The organism is Pseudomonas sp. yb_9, from assembly GCF_043103635.1.
GTDB lineage: Bacteria > Pseudomonadota > Gammaproteobacteria > Pseudomonadales > Pseudomonadaceae > Aquipseudomonas > Aquipseudomonas monteilii.
The window spans coordinates 1-20524 of record NZ_JBICKA010000051.1; the positions used below are offsets into that span (position 1 = coordinate 1).

A 20524-nucleotide genomic window follows, 5' to 3' on the forward strand; every position below is an offset into this window, starting at 1 on the left:
CGCGGGCGCGTCCGGGGTGGCGGCGACTTGCGCCTCGATCAGTTGCTGCAGGCACTGCTCCAGCGGGTAGTCGGCGTGGGTGCGGTTCCAGTCGTAGACCACCTGTTGCTGCTGCGCGGCATTCAACAGCGGCAACTCGGCGATGCGCTGCTGCGGCTGGGCGACGATGGCGGCCAACAGGCCCTGCCAGTGCCCGGCAAGCTGGGCGATGGTGGCTTCGTCGAACAGCGCGGTTGCGTAGGTCAGCGACACTGCAATCCCTGCCTCGTGCTCCACGGTCTCCAGCGTCAGGTCAAACTGCGCTGTCCCGCGTTCCCAGTTCAGGGTCTCGACAGCCAAGCCAGGCAGCTGCCGACCCTGCCCGCGCGCTTCAGTCCGGTGATTGAACATGACCTGGAACAACGGGCTATGGCTGAGGCTGCGCTCTGGCTGCAAGGCTTCGACCAGCTGCTCGAACGGCAGGTCCTGATGGGCCTGGGCACCCGAGACGCGTCGCTGAGTCTGCTCAAGCAGTTCAGTGAAGGTCATCCCCAGGTCGAAGTCCGCCTTGAGTACCTGGGTGTTGACGAAAAAGCCGATCAGGCCTTCGGTCTCCATTCGATTGCGGTTGGCCGTGGGTATGCCGACACGGATATCGTTCTGCCCGCTGTAGCGGTGCAGCAAGGTCTGGTAGCTGGCCAGCAGGAGCATGAACACGGTCACGCCCCGATCACGCGCCAGCTGCTTGAGGCCGGCACACAGTGTGTCGTCCAGGCTGATATCCAGGCTTGCACCTGCCCGGCTCTGCACGGCCGGGCGAGGACGGTCGATCGGTAGTTCCAGCACCGGCTGCTCCCCCCCCAGCTCGGCCTCCCAGTACGCCAGCTGACGCGCCAGCTCACCCGCTTCCATGCACCGGCGCTGCCAGATGGCATAGTCGGCATACTGGATCGGCAGTTCCGGCAACGACGCCGGCTGGCCAAGGCGATGCCCCTCGTAACTGCGGATCCACTCGTCCAGCAGTATCGGCATCGACCAGCCATCGGAGACGATATGGTGCATGACCAGGATCAGCACATGGTCGGCCTCGTTCACCTGCAGCAGCCTTACCCGCCACAGCGGCGCCTGCCCCAGGTCGAAAGGCTGGCCGGCCTCTTCTTCGATGCGACGTTCAAGGCGCTCGGCAAAATCAGCGTCGGGTGCCGCTGCAAAGGGCTCCTGCACAATGTCCACCCGCACACTCGGTTCAATGACCTGGACAGGCTGGTCGCCGTCCTGGGCAAAAGCGGTGCGCAGGCTTTCGTGGCGGTGCACCAGGTCTTCAAGGCTACGCTGCAGAAGCGCGGGGTCCAATGCGCCCCTGAAACGCAGGGCCATGCTGATGTTGTAGGCCGCGCTTTCGGGCTCGAACTGCCAAAGGAACCACTGGCGCTGCTGGGCATACGACAACCCGATGGGCCCCCATTCGTCCCGTATCCGCGGGATCGGCAGCCGAGCGAAGCTCATGCCCTTGGACTGCATCTTTTCAAAGAATTGCTTGCGCTGCTCCAGTGGCAGATGCAGAAACCGTTTAACCAGCTCGATGTTCTGGGCCGTCATTTCAAACACTCTCCAGTTCTGCCAGGAAATCACTCAACTCATCGACATCCGCTGCGCTGGCAGGCGCCAGCTCAGCCATCGTCGCCACGTAGTCCGCAAGTCGCCCGGCACTGAACAGGGCCGAAAGCGGCACCTCCAGCCCCAGCAGCAACTGCACGCGCTGGGTCGCCTGGACTGCCAGCAGCGAATGCCCGCCCAGCTCGAAGAAGTTGTCGTTCATGCCGACCCTTTCAAGCTTCAGCACATCGGCCCAGATCGCTGCCACCTGCACTTCAAGTTCGCTGCAAGGCGCCACGAAACCTTCCTGAAGCGTGTTTGCATCCGGTGCAGGCAGGGCTTTGCGGTCCAACTTGCCATTGGGGGTCAGTGGCAGAGCGTCCAGCGCGACGAAGTGCGCCGGGACCATGTATTCCGGGAGCATGGCCTTCAGATACTCACGCAGGGTGTCGCGAAGCGACTGCATGCACGCATCAGCCACAAGGTACGCGACCAGTTGCCGCCCACCCGGGCCTTCGCTATCGATCACCACCGCTTCGCGAATGGCGGGATGCGCAAGCAGCTTGAGTTCGATCTCGCCCAGCTCGATGCGGAAACCACGGATCTTCACCTGATGATCGATACGCCCGATGTACTCGATCATGCCGTCGTTGCGATAGGACGCCAGATCACCGGTCCGGTACAGACGGCCTCCGCCATGCTCGGAAGTGTCGAAAGGATCAGGCAGGAATTTCTCCGCGGTCAGTGCCGCACGCCCCAGGTAGCCCCGGGCAAGACCGGCACCGGTAAGGCAGAGCTCGCCCGCAACCCCGGACGGCATGGATTTACCATTGATGTCCAGCGTGTACGCTGTCGTGTTCGCGATAGGCCGGCCAATATTGGCTCGCCCACCGGACTCACGGCGGGTCCAGGTGGAATAGGTGGTGTCTTCGGACGGCCCGTACAGGTCGTAGACATGCTCCACGTGGCCCAGTGCATAGAGCCTGTCCACCACTGGCTGCCGCAAGGGTTCGCCTGCCAGGTTGACAATGCGCACGCTCGCAGGCAGCGAACCGGCGTCGAGCAGCGCCTTGATGGCCGAGGGCACGGTATTGACCAGGCGTACGCGTTCTCGTGCCGCCAGGTAGGGCAGTTCCAGCGCATTCTGCGCGAGCACCGCGTAGCCACCCGCAGCCAGCGTGACAAACAGCTCCCATACCGACAGGTCGAAACAGATGGACGTCGATGCCAGCACGCCTTGCAGGTCCTGCGTGGTGTAGACCGTGCGCGCCCAGCCGATCAGCGCCGTGACATTGCGGTGCTCGATCAGCACACCTTTGGGCAGCCCTGTGGATCCCGAGGTGTAGATGCACAGTGCCAGGTTGCCCGGCGCGGTGACATTGTCCAGATGCCCATCAGCGTCGTCTCGCAGCTGCAACCGGTCAAGCAGCAAGACTTCGGCCGTCCCGCCCTGCGGCAAGCGATCCGCCAGCGAAGCCTGGGACAGCAACAGACGAGCCTGACTGTCCTGCATCATGTAGGCCAGGCGATCACGGGGGTAGAGAGGGTCCAGCGGCACATACGCACCGCCTGCCTTCAAGATCGCAAGCAGACCGATCACCATCTCCAGGCTGCGCTCGAGTGCAACCCCTACCAGTACATCCGGGCCCACCCCGCGTTCGCGAAGGTGGTGCGCCAACTGGTTGGCACGCCGGTTGAGCTGCTGATAGGTCAGGTGTTGGTCGCCGAAAATCAGCGCGGTGGCATTCGGCGTGCGAGCGGCCTGCGCTTCGATCAACAGGTGTACACAAGGCGCGTCCGAAAGCAACAAGGCATCACCGTGTCGATGAGCGAGGTCTTGCAGGTCCTCGTCCTCGGTCGTCATTGCCAGGTCACCCAGCCTCTGATCTGCACCACTGACCAGCGCCTGCAACAGCGTGCCGAAGTGGCGGGCGATCTGCGCGATGCTTTCTTGCGTGAAACACTGGCGGTCGTAGCTGTAGTGCACCGACAGGTGCGTACCTGCGCCAATCGCCAAGGTCAGCGGCACGCTCGACTGTTCATGCCCGTGCACGTTGCCGAACACGAGCCCGGCGGGTGCGCTCTGCTGCAGCGCATCGCCGACCGGGTAGTTCTCGAACACCAGCAAGGTATCGAACAGCCCTTCCCCACCCGATCCGGCCCAGCGCTGGATGTCGTACAAGGGGCTGTGTTCGTATTCGCGCAGCGCCAGGTTCTGCGCCTGCAGTTGCTGCACCCATTCTGCCACCCGCTGCTGCGGACGCGGGTTGGCGACCACCGGCAGCGTGTTGATGAACAGCCCCAGCTGTTGCTCCACACCGCGCAGCTCCGCCGGGCGACCGGATACCGTCGCACCGAAGCTCACGCACGATTGCCCGGTGTAACGCTGCAGAAGCAGCAGCCACGCCGCTTGCACCAAGGTATTGACGGTCACCCGCTGCTGCCGGGCAAAAGCAGCCAGCGACTGCGTCTGCTGCTCGCTCAAGCGCTGCTGGTGTTCACCGTAGCTGGTACCCAGGCGGGCCTTGTCCTGACGCATGGCCAGTGCCAGGCGCGTAGGCTCGTTCAGGTCATGCACCTGCTGCTGCCAGAAAGCCTGAGCTTGCCGGGCATCCTGGCGCTGCAACCATTCGATGTAATCGCGATAGCGGCCCGGCAGCCCACCGTTCGGCACCCCGGCATACGCCTGGAGCACCTCCGCGAGCAACTGTGCATTGCTCCAGCCATCCATCAGAATGTGATGGCTGGTGAAGACCAGATGGCACGATGCTTCACTGGTGCGGATAACCGCCAGGCGCAGCAGGGGGTCATGCTGCAGGTCGAAGCCCTTGCGCAGATCCGCTTCGGCCCAGCTGTCCAGAGCCGCACCCTGCTCGGCGATGCCGGCCCAGTCCAGGTACGTGAACGGCAATTCGAGCTGCCTGCGAATGACCTGCAGCGGGTGCTGGAAGCAGGTCACGAAGTTGGCCCTGAGCACCTCATGGCGATCGACAGCGGCCTGCCAGGCGAGCCTGAAGCGTGGCACGTCGAGCCCTTTGACGTCGACGCGCATCTGGTTGATGTAATGCCCCCCGCCTTGCTCGAACAGGCTGTGGAACAGCATGCCCTGCTGCATGGGCGCAAGGGGATAAAGATCTTCGATCTGCGCCGCCGGAACAGGCAGGCTGTCCAGTTGGGCCTGGGTCAGCCCGGCCAGCGGAACATCCGAAGGCGTCAAACCTGCGTGGGTATCCGCCAGGCAATGCTCGACAATCGCCTTGAGCTCGGCAGCGAACTGGTCGGCCAGGCGCTGCACCGTGTCAACGTTGAACATGTCGCGGCTGAAGGTCCACTCAAGGTTCAGCTCACCGGCATAGACCTGGCCATTGATCGACAACCAGTTGTCCAGCGGCGCTTCGCTGCTCTGGCTGGCGCCGGCGCTTTCGCCAGCAGGCACCAGGAACGCCGACGCATCGGCGTCCGAGCCCGGCGCGAAGCTGCCGTCGAACTGCCCCAGGTAGTTGAAGGTGATGCGGGGGTTCGGCAACTGCGCGAGCGCCGCGCGGGCCTGCTCATCGCCCAGGTAGCGCAGGGCACCGTAGCCAATGCCTTTGTCCGGGATCGACCGTAGCTGTTCCTTGATCCGCTTGATCGACGCATCAAGCGTCTGCTCTGGGCTCAGTCGCACCGGGAACACGCTGGTGAACCAACCCACGGTCCGCGTCAGATCAATGGTATCGAACAACGCTTCGCGGCCATGCCCCTCCAGTTGCACGAGCACGTCGCTGCGCTGGGTCCAGCGTGCGATGACGCGGGCCAGTGCGGTCAGCAGCAAGTCGTTGATCTGCGTACGGTAGGCAGCAGGTGCCTGTTGCAGCAGTTGCCGGGTACTGGCCGAGTCAAGACGGGTGCGGGCGGTGCCGACATGCATGCCATGCAACGAGCCACCCGGGTTGTCGCAAGGCAGGTCGGCATCAGCCTGGCCGAGTTGCGCCTGCCAGTAAGCCAGCTGCGCCTGCAGCGTTTCGCTGCGAGCGTAGCGCTGCAAGTGCGCAGCCCACGCCTGGGTCGCGCTGGTCTTGGCTGGCAGGTCGACTGGCTGGCCGGCGTGCAACTGGCGGTAGGCGGTTTGCAGGTCTTCCAGCAGCACGCGCCAGGACACCCCGTCCACCACCAGGTGATGGATCGCCAGCAACACGCGCTGGCTGCCATCCGCGAGGGTTGCCAGCAATGCCCGCAGCAACGGGCCGCGCTGCAGGTCAAGGCTACCCTGGACGTCATTGCACAACGCTTCAAGCGCCTCGGCATCCGCCACAGTAGCCTGCCACAGCAGACCTTGCTGTGGCTCTGGCGAACCGTAACGAGCCGTCCATTCACCCGCTGCACAATCGAAGCGCAGGCGCAGCGCGTCATGGTGGATCACCAGGGCCTGAAGCGCTTGCTCCAGTGCCTGGCTGTCGAACGCCTGACCTGCCTTGAGCAACAGCGCCTGGTTCCAGTGGTGGCGCTGGGCAATGTCCTGCTCGAAGAACGATTGCTGGATCGGCAGCAGCAGGGTCTGGCCAGTGGCAGCCTTCTGCTCGATCAGCAATCCGCCTTCGTCCCCTTGCCTGGCGACCGAGGCCAGTCCTTGGACGGTCTGGTGCTGGAACAGCTCTTTGGGGGTGAAGTGGATACCCGCCTGACGCGCGCGGCTGACCACCTGGATCGACATGATGGAATCGCCACCCAGTTCGAAGAAGTTGTCGGACAGCCCCACCTTGTCGACTTTCAGAACATCCGCCCAGATCCCGGCGATGGTCTGCTCCAGCGCGTTTCGAGGTGCCACGTACACTTGCTGCAGCTGAGTGACGTCAGGCGCTGGCAGGCCCTTGCGGTCCAGCTTGCCATTGGGCGTGAGCGGCAACGTGTCGAGGAACACCAGGTGCGTGGGCACCATGTAGTCCGGCAAGGTCGCCTTGAGGTGATCGCGCAGTTCGCTGCGCAGCAGGCTTTGCCCCGGCAGGTCGTCAAGCTGCACATCCGCACTGACCAAATACGCGGCGAGCTGCTTGCCGCCTGGGCCCTGGATGTCGATGACCACACTTTCGCGCACCGCCGGGTGATCCTGCAACCGCGCCTCGATCTCGCCAAGCTCGATACGGAAACCGCGGATCTTGACCTGATGGTCGATGCGCCCCAGGTAGTCAACCAGACCGTCGGCGCGTGTGCGGGTCAGGTCACCGCTGCGGTAGACGCGCTCGCCGTTCGCGGCGAACGGGTCGGGGACGAAGCGCTCGGCGGTCAGGCCTGGGCGGTCGAGATAGCCACGCGCCAGGCAGAGCCCGCCAAGGAACAGTTCGCCACTGTGCCCCAACGGCACCAGGTTGAGGCTGGCATCGAGGACATAACTGCGGCGGCGCCCGACCAGGCGGCCGATAGGCGCGTAGGCCGCGCCGCAGGTATCGCCTGGCGACGCGCTCCAGAGCAACGGTGTGACCACCGTTTCGGTCGGCCCGTAGCCGTTGAAGATGTATTGCGGGCGCAGGGCCTGCCAGGCCAGCTCGTATCCAGCTTGCGGTACGGCATCACCACCGAAGCAATAAATGCGCACCGGTGGCGGGTTGCCCACCCGCAGGGCATGCTCGGCCAGCTGTTGCAGATAGACCGGCGGGAACACGGCAATGGTCACGCCATGCCGGTGCATCTCGGCGTAGGCCTGCTCGGGCAGCCACAGGCTGTCGTCACGCACCAGCACACTGGCGCCGTTGATCAGCAGGTGCATCCAGGCCTCATGGGCGCCATCGAAGGCGAAGGACATGAAGTGCAACTCGCAATCCTGCGGGCCGGTTTCATAGCGTTCACCGTTGGCCAGAATGTGCGAGGCCAGAGGCCCGTGCGCCACTGCGACACCCTTGGGCATGCCGGTCGAACCCGAGGTGTAGATCACATAGGCAAGGTTGTGCTTTGACAGCGCCACCTCGGGCGCCGTGTCCGGGCCTTGTTGCCAGGTGGCCGGCAGGTCCACCGCCAGCGTCGGCAACCCGTGCGGGATTGGCAGCGTGCCCAGCACATCGCTCTGCGTCAGCACCAAGGCCGCAGCGCAGTCCTGCATCATGTAGCGCAGGCGGTCCTGCGGATAGGCGATGTCCAGCGGTACATACACGCCACCGGCCTTGAGCACCGCCATGAACGCCACCATGATCTCGGTGGAGCGGCGCATGGCGATGACCACCCTGACCTCCGGGCCGACGCCTTGCTCGATCAAGCGGTGCGCCAGGCGATTGGCCTGCGCATCGAGTTGGCGGTAGCTCAGGCGTTGATCGTCGAAGCGGATCGCGATGGCTTCGGGGGTGCGGGCAACCTGGTCTGCGAACAGTTGATGGACGAAACGGTCGTCCGGATGGTCGTCGCCAGTCTGGTCCCACCTTGCCAACAGTTGCTCACGCTCCTGCCTGCCCAGCATCGCCAGTTCGGCGACACGCTGATGGGGTTGACGCACGATGTCGGCCAGCAGGTTGCACCAATGCTGCGCCAGCGCCTCGATGCGCGGGCGGTCGAACAGCGCGGTGGCGTAGACCAGCGAAGCGCCCAGCCCCTCGGCATGCTCGAAGGTATCAAGGGTGAGGTCGAACTGTGCGGTATAGCGCTCCCAGGCCATGCCTTGAACTTCCAGCCCGGGCAGGCTGCGCACCTGCCCCCGCTGTTCGGTCTGGTGATTGTAGAGCGCCTGGAACAGCGGGCTGTGGCTCAGGCTCCGCTCAGGGTGCAGCGCCTCGACCAACTGCTCGAACGGCAGATCCTGATGAGCCTGGGCCGCCAGGGCCGTCTGACGCGTTTGCTCAAGCAGCTGGCTGAAGGTGGTGTGCAGGTCGAACTCGGCCTTGAGCACCTGGGTATTGACGAAGAAGCCAATCAGGCGCTCGGTTTCCAGGCGGTTACGGTTAGCGATCGGCACCCCAACGCGAATGTCGTCCTGCCCCGAATAGCGGTGCAACAGGGTCTGGAAGCTGGCCAACAGCAGCATGAACAGGCTGACGCCCTGCTGCTGGGCCAATGCCTTGAGCGCGTGCACGAGGTCGCGGTCCAGGTCGATGGCGAAACTGGCGCCGGCGAAGTCCTGGTTGGCCGGGCGCGGGCGATCACCGGGCAGTTCGAGCACCGGCTGCCGGTCGCCCAGCTGGGCCTTCCAGTAGGCCAGCTGGCGCTCACGCTCACCGGCCTCCATCCACTGGCGCTGCCATACGGCGTAGTCGGCGTACTGGACAGGCAGCGCAGGCAACTGCGCCGCCTGCCCGTTGCGCAGCCCTTGGTACAACTGCACCAGTTCATCGACCATCACCGGCATCGACCAGCCATCGGAGACGATATGGTGCAAGGTCAGTACGAGGACATGGTCATCCTCGGTCACGCGCAACAGTTTCACGCGCAACAACGGCCCGTGCTCCAAATCGAAGGGGCGTTGCGTCTCTGCCTCGACCAGGCGCTTGAGCAGCGCGGCCTGTTCGTCTCCCTCGCACGGTTCGACCCCTTCGCAGGCCAGGCTGAACGGCTGCGCCGGGTGGATCACCTGCAGGGCTTGGTCACCGGCCTGGCGGAAGGTGGTACGCAGGGTCTCGTGCCGCGCGATCAGCGCTTCGAAACTCAGGCGCAGTGCCTCGACATCCAGCTCGCCGCGCAGTCGCAGGACCGTGGCCATGTTGTAGGCGGTACTTTCAGGGGCCATCTGCCAGAAGAACCACTGCCGCTGCTGGGCATAAGACAAGGCCAACGGCTGCGTGCGGTCGACCGGCTGCAACGCCAGGGCAGGCGCGTGCGTGCCCTGCCCTGTCAAGGCAACGAAATCAGCCAGCACCGGGGCTTCGAAAAGCGTGCGCAGGGGTATTTCCAGGCCCAGTACCTGGCGAATGCGCGAGGTGACCTGGGTAGCCAGCAACGAATGCCCGCCCAGTTCGAAGAAATGGTCGGTCAGGCCGATGCGTTCAACCTTGAGGACCTGGGCCCAGATGGCTGCAATCTGTTTTTCGCGTTCGCTGCGAGCGGGCACGTAGGCAGGCTGGTCGAGGCTCAGGTCAGGCCTTGGCAGTGCCTTGCGGTCCAGCTTGCCGTTCGGCGTCAGCGGCAATTGGCCGAGGAACATCAGGTGCGCCGGAACCATGTAGTCCGGCAATGCAGCCTTGAGGTGGCTTGAGAGGTTTTCACGCAGCGCATCCTGCGGCTCAACACCGCCCTCGATTACCAGATAGGCGACCAGTTGCTTGCCGGTGGGCCCGTCGATGTCGATGACCTGTGCTTCACGCACCCTGGCATGCTCTTGCAGTCGCGCTTCGATCTCGCCCAGTTCGATGCGCAGGCCGCGAATCTTGACTTGATGGTCGATGCGACCGACATAGTCGAGAACACCCTCGACACGCGCGCTTGCCAGATCACCGGTACGGTACAGACGGCCGCCGCCGACCGGGTCGAACGGGTCGGGAATGAAACGCTCGGCGGTCAGCGCCGGGCGGTTGAAATAGCCACGGGCGAGGCAGCCGCGACCACCGATCAGCAGTTCGTTCACCCAACCGGCCGGGGCCAGGACAAGGCCATCGTCACAGACATAGGTCACCCTGCCGCCCACCGCCCGCCCGATCGGCACGATGGCCTTGCCACCGGCACCCGGCTTCAAGCCTGCACAGTCCTGAACAGTGGTTACCACGGTCGCCTCGGTAGGCCCATAGGTATTGAGCAGACGTGCCTGCTGCAATCCGCTGGCGTACCAGTCGCCAAGGCTTTCCATCGGCATGGCTTCACCGCCCACGTGCACCTGACGCAGCGATGCGCAGGCGCCGGCGGGCAGCTTTTCCGCCGCCAGCATGCGCCAGTAGGCGGTGGTCAGGTCCGCCACGGTGATGCCGTGGGTGACGATGGCCTGCTTGAGGGTTTCGATGTCCCACAGCTGCGAGCCGCGCATGACGACCCGGGCACCGCAACACAAGGCCGGGTAAAGCTGCTCGACAAAGCCGTCGAAGTTGACCGTGGCGAACTGCAGCACCCGATCACTGGCATCGAGCCGCGAATAGTCAGCCGCCACGCTGCAGAACACCGACAGCTCCCGATGAGCGATGGCCACACCTTTGGGCTTGCCGGTGGACCCGGAGGTGTAGATCACATAGGCCAGGTTGTCGGGGACGGTCAGGCTCACCGGGTTGGCCGTACTGTAGTTGCCCAGCCACTGCTCACCCGCCTGCATTTCAAGGCAGGTCACCGTTGTGGAAACCGGCAGCATCGGTACCAGGTGGGGCTGGGTCAGGAGCAGGTGAACACCGCTGTCCTGCATCATGAAGCGCAGGCGCTCCTGCGGGTATTGCGGGTCGAGCGGCACGTAGGCACCACCGGCCTTGAGAATGCCAAGCAGGCCTACCACCATGTCCAGGCTGCGTTCCACGGCGATGCCAACACGTACCTCAGGCCCCACGCCAAGCTCGCGCAGCTTGTGGGCCAACTGGTTGGCGCGGCGGTTGAGTGCCTGATACGTCAGTGCCTGATCATCGAGGACCAGCGCCGTAGCCTCCGGTGCGCGCAGAACCTGCGCCTCGAACAGCTGATGCACACCGAGGCCTTCGGCGAAACGCAAGGGGGCCTGGTCGACGGCTTCGAGTGCCAGCGTGTGCTGGGCAGCCGACAGCAAAGGCAGCTCGGCCACCGGCAATGCCGCGTCCTTGGCCAGGGCGCCCAGCAGGTTGACCCAGACCGATGCCAGGCGTTCGATACGCTCGACGTCGAACAGGTCCGATGCATAGCCAAAGGAAGCGATCACACCATCGCTGCGTTCGAGGGTGTCCAGCGACAGGTCGAACTGCGTGGTGTGTTCGACCAGGTCGACCTCCTCGACACGCAACCCTTGCACGCTGTCGCCGGAGACCCGCTCGCCAAGGTCGCTCAGGTGGTTGTACATGACCTGGAACAGTGGGTTGTGGCCCAACCCCCGCTCGGGTTTGAGCGCTTCCACCAGCACATCGAAGGGGATGTCCTTGTTCGCCTGAGCCTGCAGGGTGGTCTCTTTGACCGCCAGCAACAAGTGCCTGAAGGACTGCAACGGATCGACCGCCACGCGAGCGACCAGTGTGTTGACGAAGAAACCGATCAGCCCTTCCAGCTCAAGGCGATTACGGTTGGTCACCGGCATGCCGATGTTGAGCGTTTCGCGCCCGCTGTAGCGCGACAGCAGCAGTGCGAACGAGGCCAGGAACACATGGAACAGCGTGGCATTGGCAGCAACCGCCAGACGCTGCAGATCGGCGGTGAGCGCGGCAGGCAGGAGTATATCCACGCGCCCGCCGCGATAGCTCTGGACCTGAGGGCGAATACGGTCGGCAGGCAGTTCGAGGACTGAAAAATCGTCTTCCAGCGTGGTTTTCCAGAATGCCAGCTGGGCCTGCAGCTCGCCCGAGGCCAGGCGTTCGCGCTGCCAGGCGGCGTAATCGGCGTACTGCACCGCCAGCGCCTGGCGCTCGAGCGACTGCCCGGTGGTGTGGGCGTTGTAGACGGCAGCCAGCTCGCGGACCATGACGCTCATGGACCAGCCGTCCGAGACGATGTGGTGCAACAGCACGGTCAGCACCTGCTCGTGCGAGCCACCCTGGAACAGCTTGACCCGAATCAGTGGCCCCTGCTCGAGGTCGAAGGGCGTAAGCGCCTCGTCCTGTAGGCACTGCTGCAGCGCCCGGCCGTCGGCAGTGCTGAGGTCATGGTACTCGATGCACGGCGACGCTGCGGGCAGTATGCGCTGCCGGGGGATGCCGTCATGCTCTTCGAAGACCGTGCGCAGGGATTCATGGCGCATCACCAGCGCATCGAACGCGGCCTGCAACGCGGCCCGGTCCACCTGGCCTTGCAAGCGGATGGCCAGGGGGGTGTTGTAGGCGGTGCTTTGCGGGTGCAGCTTCCAGAACATCCACTGGCGATACTGGGCGTGCGAAACCTGCAGCGGCACCGTCCGGTCCAGCACCTGGATCTCGCCCCCGGCGACCTGCTCCAGCCCCTGCAGCGCCTCGACGAAACCGGACAGGTCGGCAGTGTCGAACAGCACCCGCAAGGCCACGTCCAGGCGCAGTTGCTGCCTGATCCGCGAGACCACCTGAGTGGCCAGCAGCGAATGGCCACCCAAGGCGAAGAAATTGTCGTCGAGGCCGACCCGGGATTGTTGCAACACGTCGGCCCAAATGGCCGCGACCTGCATCTGCAGTGCGGTCTCGGGAGCCCGGTAAAGGGCTGTGACGGCGACCGGCTCAGGCAATGCCTTGACGTCGACCTTGCCGTTGAGGGTTACCGGCAGATGCTCCAGCAGCATCAGGTAATGCGGCACCAGATGCTCAGGCAGGGCGAGCTTCAACGCGGCCCGGACACCGTCGACGACTGCTTGACGGGCTTCGTCCTGCGCAGCCCAGTGCTGCGGGACCAGGTAGGCGGCCAGCTGCCGATCGGCGTCTTCGCCAACCACGCGCACAACGGCGCTTTCGATTCCCGGCAACTGCCGCAGACAGGCATCGATCTCGGCCAGTTCGACGCGGTAACCGCGAATCTTCACCTGGCCATCGATGCGCCCGGCAAACATGCATTCGCCGTCAGCGTTCAGGCGTACCCAGTCGCCGGTACGGTACATCCTCGCACCCTCGGTGCCGCAGGGGTCGGGCACGAAGCGCTCGGCGGTCAGCGCCGCCTGGCCCAGGTAGCCACGCGCAAGCCCTGCACCGGCGATATAGAGCTCCCCCCTGGCCTTGCCGGGCACGGGCTGAAGGCAGCTGTCCAGCGCATGGGCGCGCAGGTTTTCCAGCGGCTGGCCGAGCACCGGTCGATCCTGCAGGGCATGGGTAAGGACGCCGACCGTTGTCTCGGTGGGACCATAGTGGTTGATCACCTCGAGGTCGGGCGCCAAGGCCTTGATGCGGCCCAGAAGCGCCGCAGTACACGCTTCGCCCCCGACCACCAGGCAGCGCCGTGGCAAGGCTTCGGCACCTGCGGCGAGCATGGCCTGCAAGTGCGAGGGGACGATCTTCAGTGCATCGATGGCATGCGCCTGCAGGTAGGCGGCGAAGACCTGGGCATCGAGCACGGTCTCCTTGGGCAGCATGTGCAGGGTCTTGCCGTAGCACAGTGCACCGAACAGCATGGTGTGGCCAAGGTCGGCCGTCGGCGTGGTGACCATCGCCAGGTTGGCGATCTGGTCCATGGGCAGGCGTTGGCTGACGCCGTGCACGTAGTTGACCAAGGCGCCATGGCTGACCGCGACGCCCTTGGGCTTGCCGGTGGTGCCGGAGGTGTAGATGACATAGGCAAGGTTGTCGGCATGGACCGCCACCTTGGGCGCCGACGCTGACGGGTAGTCGCCCGCCACGTCAATCGCTGTGACGCCTTCAGGCAAGCTGATCTGCCTCGCTCGGCCCACTACCCATTTGACCTCGCTGTCGGCAAGCATGAAGTCGATGCGCGCCTGGGGCTGGTCAGGGTCCAGCGGCAGGTAGGCGGCACCGGCCTTGAGCACGGCCAGGATGCCGATGAGCATCTCGCAGGATCGGTCGGCCACCACGCCGACCCGCTGATCCAGCTGTACGCCACGCGCCAGCAGTGCGTGGGCCAGGGCATCCGAGCGTGCCTGCAAGGTGGCATAGCTGATTCGACCGGCGTCGCCGCTCGCTGCAAGGCCTTGCAGGTTGAGGTTGGCGGCCGTTTCGATCAGGTGATGAACGCACAGGCCGGGCGTTTGCGCCCCGGCAGCTTGCGGTTCCAGCGGCTGTACCGCCTGGGTCGCCAAGGGCAGCTCGCCGACCGCAGTGGAGGGCGATTGGGTCAGCCCGTCGAGCAGTCGCAACCAGTCCTCGCCGAAACCGATGATCGTGGCTTCTTCGAAGACATCCAGCGCATAGGTGAACACCGCGTGCAGACGCCCGGCGCTTTCATAGGTGTCCAGGGAAAGGTCGAAGCGAGCGCTGTGCTTGTCCAGGGCGACTTTTTCCAGCGTCAGCCCACTGCCAAGGCGGACCTGACCGGCGTCGGCGATGGCCGCCTGGTGGTTGAACAGCACCTGGAACAACGGGCTTTGCGCGCTGCTGCGATCCAGTTCGAGCGCCTCGACCAGGCGCTCGAACGGCAGGTCCTGGTGCGCCTGGGCGCCCAGGGCGGTGTCTTTGACCCGGCCGAGTAGCTGGCTCACATCCATGAGCGGGTCGATATCGGTATGCAGCACCTGGGTGTTGATGAAGCAACCGATCAAGCCTTCTACTTCGGTACGGTGGCGGTTGGCGACCGGAACGCCGACGCGGATGGCGCGCTGGCCACTGTAGCGTTGCAGCAGCAGCTTGAACGATGCCAGCAGCACCATGAACAGGGTAACCCCTTGGGCGCTGGCCAACGCCCTGAGACGCTCGGCAAGCGCGGGGTCGACCTGCAACTCGCGCCGCGCACCGCGATGGCTCGGTGCGCCGACACGGGGATGGTCGAGCGGCAGCTCAAGCACGGCATGATCATCGCCCAGTTTCTCGCGCCAGTAGCTCAGCTGTCGCGCCTGCTCACCGGCTTCCAGCCAGCTGCGTTGCCACAGCGCATAATCGCGGTACTGGATGGGCAGCGCCGGCAGGGTCGCTTCGCTGCCCTGACAGGCAGCATCGTACAAGCGCACGAACTCATCGATCAGCACGTTCAGCGACCAGCCATCGGCCACGATGTGGTGCAGGGTGAGCAGCAGCACGTGCTCGTCGGTAGCCAGTTGCAGCAGGTTCACGCGCAACAGCGGCCCTTGCAGCAGGTTGAAAGGTGCCTGCGCCTGGCCTTCGGCCAGTGACGCGACACGGGCCTCGCGTTGCGCCGCTGCCAGGGCGGTGAGGTCGTGCTCGACGATGGCAACGGCCTCGGCAGCGAGGACCTCCTGGTACAGATGCTCACCCTGGGTACGCAGGCGCGTACGCAGGCTCTCGTGGCGCGCAACCAGGCGATCGAACGCTTGCTGCAGGGCCTGGCGGTCGAGCTTGCCCTTCAGGCGCACAGCCATGGGCAGGTTGTAGGCAGCGCCCTGGGGGTCCAGCTGCCAGAGAAACGACATACGCCGCTGGGCGTAGGACAACCCATCGCGGTCATCGCAGGCAACATCGGCAGGGATCGGAAACAAGGAAAAATCGACGCCCTCTGCCTTTAGCCCGGCCAGGAACAAACGGCGTTTCTCCGGCGGCAGTTCGATAAAGCGGCGAGCGAGTTTCAACGAGTTTTCGGCATTCATGCAATGCGTCCTTAGCGATAGGAAGCGGGACCACAGGGCCCAGTCATCCCTCAAAGACGAAACAGCCGCGAGCTGATTTAGCCAAAGCCCCGGCCACCGCCGGCAGCCCAGGCTGCGCGCTTAAATCACCGGGTGGGCGACTCGTCTGAACGTCATACCCATCCTCCAGAAGGCGGCCCTCGCGATGCTCTCCACCCTGGCCAACAACCTGCGCAAGCGGGTCACTCAAGCGCTCCCCGGCAAACGCCCCAGCTATCGAATCTTCAATGTCCAGCTGAAGCGGCGGATCGCGCTCAGCCCTTCGCTCACCCGGCTGGTATTCACCGGCCCGGAGGTTGCTGAAATGACCACCCTGGCCCCAGACCAACGGGTCAAGCTGCTGTTTCCCGCCCCCGACGGCTCACCGCCCAGCCTGAACAACGACCTGCACTGGAAGGCCGCGCACAGTGCCCTGCCACCGACCCAGCGCCCGCCGATGCGCACCTACACCATCCGTGCCTTGCGCCGTGAGGCGCTGGAGGTGGATATCGACTTCGTGCTGCATGGTGTCAACGGCCCCGCCTCGGCCTGGGCCACCCACGCGCAGGTGGGTGACCGTTTGCAGATAGTCGCGCCCAACCTGGCCTATGACGGCGACCCCGGCGGTTATGAATGGAAGCCACCGCAAGGTGTGCGCAATGTGCTGCTGGTAGGTGACGAAACCGCACTGCCGGCGATTGCCGGCATCCTGGAGCAACTGGCTGACACCCAGCCCGAGCTGGCGGTGCAAGCATTCATCGAGGTGCCGCTGGAGGCGGATTGCCTGAGCCTGCGCCATGGCGATGCCACGGCGCTGCGCTGGCTGCCGCGCGAACGGCTGAGCTGCGCACATGGCCAAGCCATGCAGCACGCCGTGCGCGAGCTGGCCAGCCTGCCGCTTGGGCACGCCGCACCACGGGCGAAGCTGGAAGACGTGGATATTGAGACTCGCATCCTGTGGGAACAGGCCAGTAGCGACAGCAGCGAGTTTCACGCCTGGGTGGCGGGGGAATCGGCGACGGTGATGGAGATACGCCGGTACCTGATCAAGGAACGTGGATTGCAGCGAGAATGCCTGACGTTGATGGGGTATTGGCGGGCCGGCCGAACCTTTGATTGACGTGAGACAGCCGAGGGCGTTGTGCGCCCCCGGCTATCGGTCAGACTGCCGCGATGAACGCCTCGGCAAAACGCTGCGCCACTTCATCGACCTGCTCGCCGCTGATGATCAACGGCGGCAGGAAACGCACCACGGCGCCATGCCGCCCACCCAGCTCCAGAATGAGCCCACGCTTCAGGCACTCTCGCTGCACCTTGGCCGCCAGATCGCGGTTGGCCAGCGGCTGGCCAAGCGCATCCCGCTTACCTTGCGGGTCCACCAACTCCACGCCGAGCATCAACCCACGCCCGCGAATGTCGCCCAGCTGCGGGTAATCGCGCTGCAACTGCTGCAGGTGCCTGCGCAAGCGCAGCCCCATGGCCTCGGCGTGGTCGGCCAGGCGGTGTTCCACCAGGTAGTTGATTACCGCCGAACCCGCCGCCATGGCCATCTGGTTGCCCCGGAAGGTGCCGGCGTGCGCGCCCGGCTTCCAGGTGTCCAGCCAGTCGCGGTACACCACCACCGCCAGCGGCAGGCTGCCGCCAATGGCCTTGGACAAGGTGACTACGTCCGGTACGATGCCGGCATGCTCGAAGGCGAACATACGCCCGGTACGGGCAAAACCGCTCTGGATCTCGTCGACGATCAGCGCCACACCGGCCTGCTCGGTGATGCGGCGAACGCCCTTGAGCCATTCGATATCGGCCGGAATCACCCCGCCCTCACCCTGCACCACCTCCAGGATCACTGCCGCCGGCAGCGGCACACCGCTTTCCGGGTCGAGCAGCAGGTTTTCCAGGTAATGCAGGTTGGCCTTCACCCCGGCTTCGCCACCCAGGCCGAACGGGCAGCGGTAGTCGTAAGGGTACGGCATGAACTGCGCGCCATTGCCGAGCAAGGCCCCCAAAGGCTGCTTCGGCCCATGGCTGCCCATCAGGCTCAACGCCCCCAGGCTCATGCCATGGTAAGCGCCCTGGAACGCCAGCACGGTGCTACGACCGGTGGCCGTGCGGACCAGTTTCAGCGCTGCCTCTACCGCATCGGTGCCAGTCGGGCCACAGAACTGCACCTTGGCCTCGCGGCATAGCGCCTCGGGCAGGATGCCGAACAGGTCCTGGACGAAGCGGTCCTTGACCGGCGTGGTCAGGTCCAGGGTATGCAGAGGCAACTCATCGGCCAGTACCCGCTGGATCGCCTCGACCACCACCGGGTGGTTATGGCCCAACGCCAACGTGCCGGCGCCGGCCAGGCAGTCGATGAACTGGCGGCCTTCGACATCCTCCACGTAGATGCCACGGGCGCGCTTTAGCGCCAGCGGAATGCGCCGTGGGTAGCTTCGGGCGTTGGACTCCTGTTGTTGCTGGCGTTGCAGCAGGGGCGATTCGGTAAATTCGTACAAAGGTTGCGACGCGCTGACCGGTGCAACCTGGACAAGGCTGGAAGCGGTGGACATGGGTGAATCCTCGCAAACAAGCGAATGGGCAGTTATCGCTTGGAAAACGCTTGAGTGCCGGGAGGATTTAGCGGTTGTTACTGAATTTTACTTAGCCCGCGCCGGCCCTTTCGCGGGTAAAACCGCGAAAGGGCCAGCACAGGCAGTGAAGATCAACCGGCCGAGCGCGCCGGTACTTGCAAGAGCACCCGCAACCCATCGCTACGGCTGTCGAAGCGCAAGCTGCCGGCACACCGCTGCACGATCGCCTGCACAATTGCCAACCCCAACCCGCACCCACCACTCTGTCCATTACGCCAAAAGCGCTCGGTCAGGTGCTCAAGGTCGGCGTCGGCAATCCCCGGCCCATGGTCGCGCACCATGAACCCCACCTGCCCGTCGGCCATCTGCACCTCCAGCTCCACTGCCTCGTCGCCACCATGGCGCAGGGCGTTGTCCAGCAGGTTGCGCAGCGCGGCCACCGCCAAGGGGGCCGGCATGCCCAGGTAGATCTGCGTCGCTTCTTCAGGCAAACGCAGCACGATGCGCCGGTTATCGCCGCCACCGGCGTCCTGCACCGCCTGCCGGGCCACCTGTTCGGCGCTGCACTGCACGCCATCTTCGAACGACAGGCTGCCTTCCACCCGCGCCAGCATCAGCAACTGTTCCAGCGTGCGATGCATGCGGTCGGCCCCTTGTTCGGCATGCTCCAGCGCCTGCTCGCGCACGGTACCGTCGGTCATGCGCGCCACTTGCAGGTGGGTCTTGATCGCGGTCAGCGGGCTGCGCAGCTCATGGGCGGCATCGTCGGTCAGGCGCCGCTCGCGCTCGAGGGTCTGGGCAATGCGCAGGAACAGCTGGTTCTGGGTTTCCAGCAACGGCTGCAATTCGCTGGGCATGCCTGCCACCTGCAGTGGCTCGACGCTATCGGCACGCCTTCGCCGTAGCGCATCGCGCATGCGGTTGAGCGGCTCGAGGCCTTTGCCCAGGCCAATCCACAACAACCCCAGGCTGCCGAGCAGGGCCATCAGCACCGGTGCAGATGCCGCCAGCAGAATCGACTGGTTCAGCGCCTCACGCTCCATGTGCCGGTCAGCCGTGGTGATGCGCACATCACCATGGTTGTAGGTGAAGGTACGCCACAGTGCACCGTCGATCGTCTGGTCACGGAAGCCACTGCGCTCATCGTCCATGGCGCCATCGTGCTTGTGGTTGCTGGCAAGGATCTCGCCACGCAGCGAGCTGACCTGGCAGGCCATGCCGTCCGGCACGCTGAACTGGTCGGCAGAAATGTGCGCCTCCCCGCCCTTGGCGGTGAGCGGCTGCGGCAACTGGTCGATCAGCCCGGCGACCATACGCGCCGACGCCACCAGGCGCTGGTCGAGGGAAAACATCATCTGCTGGCGCAGGTCACGCAGCATCCACGCAGCGGCCAGCACCCAGATGATCACAAAAGCACTGCCCAGGATCAGGCTAAGGCGTACCCGCAGGCTCATGATGCGGCCTCTTCCGGCGCCTGCGCCGGGCCCAGGCGGTAACCCAGGCCACGCACAGTCTCGACGATGCCGTTGCCCAGCTTGCGCCGCAGGTGGTGGATATGCACGTTCAGGGCGTTGCTCTCGACTTCGTCGCTAAAGCCGTACACACAGTCTTTCAGTTGTTCGCTGGACAACACCCGCCCGGGGTTCTGCAGCAATGCCTGGAGCAGGGCCTGCTCCCGGCGGGACAAGTCGACCGGCCGCCCGGCCAGGGTCGCCTCGCAGCTGCTGGGGTCGTAACGCAACGGGCCGTGTTCGATCACATTCACCGCCCGCCCCGCCACCCGCCGCAGCAGCGTGTGCAGACGAGCGGCCAGCTCGCGCAGGTCGAAGGGTTTGAGCAGGTAGTCGTCGGCACCGGCCTGCAGGCCATCGACGCGGTCGGTGACGGCATCACGGGCAGTGAGCACCAGTACCGGCAGTGTTTCGCCCTGCTGACGCAGGCGGCGCAGCAGTTTCAGGCCGTCTTCGTCGGGCAGGCCGAGGTCGAGAATCATCACATCGAACTGCGCGGCCTGCAGCATCGCCCGCGCACCGGCGGCGTTACCCACCCGGTCAACGGTCAGGCCCTGGGCGGTAAGGCCGGCGCAGATGCCGGCGGCGATCAGGTCGTCGTCCTCGCAGAGCAGAACGTGCATGGTGGGGCTCCCGGA

General features: G+C 65.0%; 6 protein-coding genes. 1 reads left to right on the top strand and 5 read right to left on the bottom strand.

Annotated elements, in window-relative coordinates:
- The coding region (locus ACF8MI_RS14380) for a condensation domain-containing protein (protein ID WP_392517574.1) at positions 1 to 1578 on the bottom strand (1578 nt) is incomplete at its 3' end.
- A 1-nt stretch (position 1579) separates the two neighbouring features.
- Positions 1580 to 15784 (bottom strand): non-ribosomal peptide synthase/polyketide synthase, encoded by a 14205-nt coding sequence (locus tag ACF8MI_RS14385; RefSeq protein ID WP_392517575.1) that lies wholly within the window; start codon positions 15782 to 15784, stop codon positions 1580 to 1582.
- 184 nt (positions 15785 to 15968) lie between these two features.
- Here ACF8MI_RS14385 and ACF8MI_RS14390 point away from each other — a divergent pair, with 184 nt between their 5' ends.
- The gene (locus tag ACF8MI_RS14390; protein ID WP_060501180.1) at positions 15969 to 16922 is read left to right on the top strand and encodes a siderophore-interacting protein; all 954 of its coding nucleotides are present in this window, start codon (positions 15969 to 15971) and stop codon (positions 16920 to 16922) included.
- A 40-nt stretch (positions 16923 to 16962) separates the two neighbouring features.
- Here the strand turns inward: ACF8MI_RS14390 and ACF8MI_RS14395 are convergent, their stop codons facing one another.
- From ACF8MI_RS14395 to ACF8MI_RS14405, 3 genes are all read right to left on the bottom strand, one after another.
- Entirely contained in the window at positions 16963 to 18354 is a 1392-nt protein-coding gene (locus tag ACF8MI_RS14395) for an aspartate aminotransferase family protein (protein ID WP_200928660.1), read from the bottom strand.
- Positions 18355 to 18506: 152 nt separating this feature from the next.
- On the bottom strand, positions 18507 to 19829 hold the full coding sequence (locus ACF8MI_RS14400; protein WP_060501184.1) for an ATP-binding protein: 1323 nt from the start codon (positions 19827 to 19829) through the stop codon (positions 18507 to 18509).
- Positions 19826 to 20509: a response regulator transcription factor gene (locus tag ACF8MI_RS14405; protein ID WP_016711682.1), complete on the bottom strand. Its 684-nt coding sequence runs from the start codon at positions 20507 to 20509 to the stop codon at positions 19826 to 19828. The genes ACF8MI_RS14400 and ACF8MI_RS14405 overlap by 4 nt, the downstream gene beginning before the upstream one ends.
- Between the last annotated feature and the right edge of the window lie 15 nt (positions 20510 to 20524).

Excerpts from the sequence above, each read along its gene's own strand:
- ACF8MI_RS14405 (WP_016711682.1), bottom strand. The coding sequence starts at position 20,509 with ATGCACGTTCTGCTCTGCGAGGACGACGACCTGATCGCCGCCGGCATC.
- ACF8MI_RS14385 (WP_392517575.1), bottom strand. The coding sequence starts at position 15,784 with ATGAATGCCGAAAACTCGTTGAAACTCGCTCGCCGCTTTATCGAACTG.
- ACF8MI_RS14390 (WP_060501180.1), top strand. The coding sequence starts at position 15,969 with ATGCTCTCCACCCTGGCCAACAACCTGCGCAAGCGGGTCACTCAAGCG.
- ACF8MI_RS14400 (WP_060501184.1), bottom strand. The coding sequence starts at position 19,829 with ATGAGCCTGCGGGTACGCCTTAGCCTGATCCTGGGCAGTGCTTTTGTG.
- ACF8MI_RS14395 (WP_200928660.1), bottom strand. The coding sequence starts at position 18,354 with ATGTCCACCGCTTCCAGCCTTGTCCAGGTTGCACCGGTCAGCGCGTCG.